The sequence below is a fragment of the Kordia jejudonensis genome (assembly GCF_001005315.1).
In the GTDB taxonomy this organism is placed as follows: Bacteria; Bacteroidota; Bacteroidia; order Flavobacteriales; family Flavobacteriaceae; genus Kordia; species Kordia jejudonensis.
Window position 1 is genome coordinate 1 of record NZ_LBMG01000108.1, and the last position, 3,511, is coordinate 3,511.

Here is a 3,511-nt window from a genome sequence, read left to right on the forward strand (position 1 = left end):
TAGGTCGGAATTTCTTCCGACCATGACTGACTTCGGTTCGCTTTTGCTTTTTATAATAGCTTACTTTTTTACGGTAAAAAGTCTACATGAGTATAAAGATTGTTATTTTTGAATTTTTAATGATTCAATCTTAAAACGTATGCCAAAGTTGCCCATTTTAATGTATCATGGTGTTTCAAAAAATGCTGCTGATAGCAAAGGATTAACAATTTCAACTGAAAATTTAGAAGCTCAATTCCGTTATTTAAAAGAGAACGGTTACGTTAGTTTGCATTTTTCAGAATTGCAGGCATTAAAAACCGATGTAAATTATCCTAAAAAAACAGTGATCATTACATTTGATGATGTATATGTAAATCAACTAGAATTGGCATATCCATTGTTGCAAAAATATGGTTTAAAAGCATGTTTCTTTATTCCTTTTCAATATGTCGATGGTGTTGATGAATGGAATACAGGCAAGGAAAAAATTATGTCTATTACACAGTTGAAAAGCATGGATGAAGCTACAATTGAACTAGGTTTGCATTCGTTTGCACATAAAAAATATCCTGAATTATCGCCAGAAGAAATTGACGAAGATTTTGACAAATGTAAAAACTTTATCATCTCCAATCGTTTGAATGTGAGTAATGTATTGGCGTATCCATACGGGAAATATCCACGAAAAAATCCTGCACAAGATGCTTTTTTCAATCAATTGGTAAAACATCAGGTTGCATACGGTTTACGTATTGGAAACAGCGTCAACAGATTTCCATTTAAAGACAACTATCAAGTTCAGCGAATTGACATCAAAGGAGAAGATTCGTTGTCAAAATTCAAACGAAAACTTGCCTATGGAAAATCATTTTTCTTTTAGTAAATTGTTAATTATCGTATAAAATCTAAATAAATCTTATAATTAGTTTAAGAATCAAATCATGCAGACATTCAAAAACATCTTAGGAATTTTTTTCATCATTTTTATCATCAGTTGCGATTCCAAAACTCAAAAAACGAACGTGACAGCTTATGAAGATGTAAAAATAGTTAGTGCAATGAAAAATGTAATGTGGAAAGGTGAACTACAAGGAAAGGTCAATTTAGACACTATTTCAACTAAAAAAGGACTGTACGGAATTGGTCCTGAAAGTTACTTAACAGGAGAAATTCTGATCAATGACGGGAAAAGTTATGTGTCAAGAGTTACTTCTGATTCTACAATGACTGTGGAAAAGAATTTTGACGTTGAAGCACCTTTTTTCGTTTATGCAAATGTTACTGAATGGACTTCTGTAGAATTGCCAACAACGATAAAAACGATTCAGGATGTAGAGAAGTTTATAGATGAAAACACGAAAGGCTTCAAGCGTCCGTTTGTATGTAAGCTTATCGGAAGCGTGAAAACTGCAACGATTCACATACAAAATCTACCGAAAGGTTCTAAAGTAAGTTCGCCAAAAGAAGCGCATCAAGGACAAGTTAATTACAAACTCAAAAATGAAGAAGTAGAAATTATTGGTTTCTTTTCAACCGATCACAAAGGTGTATTTACTCATCATGATTCTAACATTCATTTGCATTTAATAACCAAGGACGAAAACAAAATGGGACATGTAGATGCTGTTGAATTTGACAAGATGATTTTGTATTTGCCACAAAAATAACGCTTACAAAAAAGCCAATTTTATAGGCAAAAGAGTTCCTAGGGAAGAACTCTTTTGGTAGTAAATAAAAAGGGGTGATGTATTTTTTCAAATACACTGTGTCAAAACTACAATGAAATTGTTCTCGAATTGAAAATTTTAGATAAATGAAAGGGGTTTCGTAGACGAATAGCGGTAAAATCTTCTTTCAACGCGACTTATCGAATTCCTTTTTGAAGTAAAATCAGTTTTACATACCTAGAAAAAACACCATAAGCGTTAATTCCAGCAACTGCCAAACCTGGCACGCCATCCATAAAACCACGTTTTACAACATATTCATGAAAAAAGCGATACAAAGGTTTAAATGCCAAATGAAAATACGTGGCTTTTTTTCCTTTCTCTAGCATGCGTTCAGCTTGAAACCAAGCGTAACTATCTTTCTTACTAATATAATGTAGCAAGCCTTTATACGTATAATGTAATACTTTGTTTTTGAGCTTTCCAACCGTTCCGTCAACAATCAATTTTTCATGTACATTTCCTTCAAAATGACACTTTTCACGTTCCACCAAACGTGTGACATCATTAGTATGAAAATACAAAAAACGGTTCATGTAAAAATGTGGGAAATTCAATTTATATGCCGTATGTTTTCCAGAATTCATCGCGGCAATAATCTCTTTTTGAAGCTGATACGTAATGCGTTCATCACCATCCAAAAACAAAACCCAATCGCACGTAGCAAACTGTAAGGCATGATTTTTTTGATTCGAAAAATTATCAAACTTTCTCGAAATCACTTTACAACCATGTGCTTCCGCGATGGCAACAGTTTCGTCAGTACTCAGCGAATCAATCACAATAATTTCGTCCGCAAATTGTACCGAATACAACGCATCTTTTAAATACAACGCTTCGTTATAGGTTGGAATAATGACTGATAATGTTGGCATAACAAATTTAAAGCACAAAAGTACATATAATTTTTTCATTAAAAACTTTATCTTTACAGTCTGTATGACAACAATAGACACTTCCATAATTATAAGTACGTACAACTCTCCTGAGTGGTTGGCAAAAGTTTTACACGGTTACAACAATCAAACCTATCGGTTGTTTGAAATTGTAATTGCGGATGACGGATCAAAGCAAGAAACTATTGATTTGATTGAGGAAATCAGCAAAGAAGTCTTTTATCCAATTGTACACGTTTGGCATGAAGACAATGGCTTTCAGAAATCGCAAATTCTCAACAAAGCCATCGTAAAATGTAGCACGCCGTACATCATAATGTCGGATGGCGATTGTATTCCAAGAGCCGATTTTGTAGAACATCATGTAAAGCATCGTGAAGAAGGTTTTTTCCTTTCGGGAGGATACTTTATGTTGCCGATGAACATTTCAGAGCTGATCACAAAAGAAGATATCTACGAAGGCAATTGTTTTGATGTAAAGTGGTTGAAGCAGAACGGTTTAAAGACTTCCTTCAAGAACAATAAACTAACATCTGCCGGCTTAAAATCACGTTTTTTAAATGCAATTACACCAACAAATGCAAGCTGGAACGGACACAATGCTTCTGGTTGGAAAAAAGATATTGTTGCTATCAACGGATTTGACGAACGCATGCAATATGGTGGACAAGATCGTGAATTGGGCGAACGTTTATTCAACTACGGATTAAAAAGTAAGCAAATTCGATACAGTGCCGTTTGTATACATTTAGATCATCCACGTGGTTACAAAAACCAAGAATCAATCAATAAGAACTTAGCTATTCGTAAAACTACCAAAGACGAAAACAAAAAGTGGACGGATTTTGGAATTGTGAAAGGAAGTAGTTAGGAGCGCTTCGCTTTTGGGTCGCTTTGCTTTTGGGT

The 3,511-nt window shown here is 34.2% G+C and carries 4 protein-coding genes; 3 read left to right on the forward strand and 1 reads right to left on the reverse strand.

Annotated elements, in window-relative coordinates; translation table 11 throughout:
• Nucleotides 1–139 precede the first annotated feature (139 nt).
• Entirely contained in the window at nucleotides 140–862 is a 723-nt protein-coding gene (locus AA089_RS22725) for a polysaccharide deacetylase family protein (RefSeq protein ID WP_046759323.1), read from the forward strand.
• Nucleotides 863–923: 61 nt separating this feature from the next.
• Nucleotides 924–1,649, forward strand: coding sequence for an acetolactate decarboxylase (locus tag AA089_RS22730; protein WP_046759324.1), 726 nt, complete (start codon nucleotides 924–926; stop codon nucleotides 1,647–1,649).
• A gap of 197 nt (nucleotides 1,650–1,846) precedes the next feature.
• On the opposite strand, the gene AA089_RS22735 is transcribed toward AA089_RS22730, so the two are convergent.
• Nucleotides 1,847–2,584 (reverse strand): glycosyltransferase family 2 protein, encoded by a 738-nt coding sequence (locus tag AA089_RS22735; protein WP_046759325.1) that lies wholly within the window; start codon nucleotides 2,582–2,584, stop codon nucleotides 1,847–1,849.
• A gap of 64 nt (nucleotides 2,585–2,648) precedes the next feature.
• On the opposite strand from AA089_RS22735, the gene AA089_RS22740 reads away from it, so the two are divergent.
• A complete protein-coding gene (locus AA089_RS22740; protein ID WP_046759326.1) occupies nucleotides 2,649–3,476 on the forward strand; it encodes a glycosyltransferase family 2 protein in 828 nt (275 codons plus the stop codon).
• Nucleotides 3,477–3,511 lie beyond the last annotated feature (35 nt).